Source organism: Chryseobacterium sp. T20, from assembly GCF_047345655.1.
In the GTDB taxonomy this organism is placed as follows: Bacteria; Bacteroidota; Bacteroidia; order Flavobacteriales; family Weeksellaceae; genus Chryseobacterium.
The window spans coordinates 1-239 of the sequence record NZ_JBLFDU010000037.1; the positions used below are offsets into that span (position 1 = coordinate 1).

Sequence of the window (239 nt, forward strand, 5' to 3'; positions counted from 1 at the left end):
TGCGGAAGTAGCTCAGTTGGTAGAGCGTCAGCCTTCCAAGCTGAATGTCGCGGGTTCGACCCCCGTCTTCCGCTCAAAAAAATCACACCATAAAGGTGATTTTTTTTAACACTGAAATATGTAGAGTAGAGTTTCTCGATCAGTTTCAGTCTTTTATTAAAATGCCTCCATAGCTCAGTTGGCCAGAGCACGTGATTTGTAATCTCGGGGTCGTGGGTTCGAATCCCTCTGGAGGCTCA

2 tRNA genes are annotated in these 239 nt (G+C 46.4%); both read left to right on the forward strand.

The features are described from left to right. The first annotated feature begins 1 nt into the window (after position 1). A tRNA-Gly gene (locus ACMA47_RS25175) sits at positions 2-74 on the forward strand. Positions 75-163: 89 nt separating this feature from the next. Then, a tRNA-Thr gene (locus tag ACMA47_RS25180) sits at positions 164-237 on the forward strand. Positions 238-239: the final 2 nt, after the last annotated feature.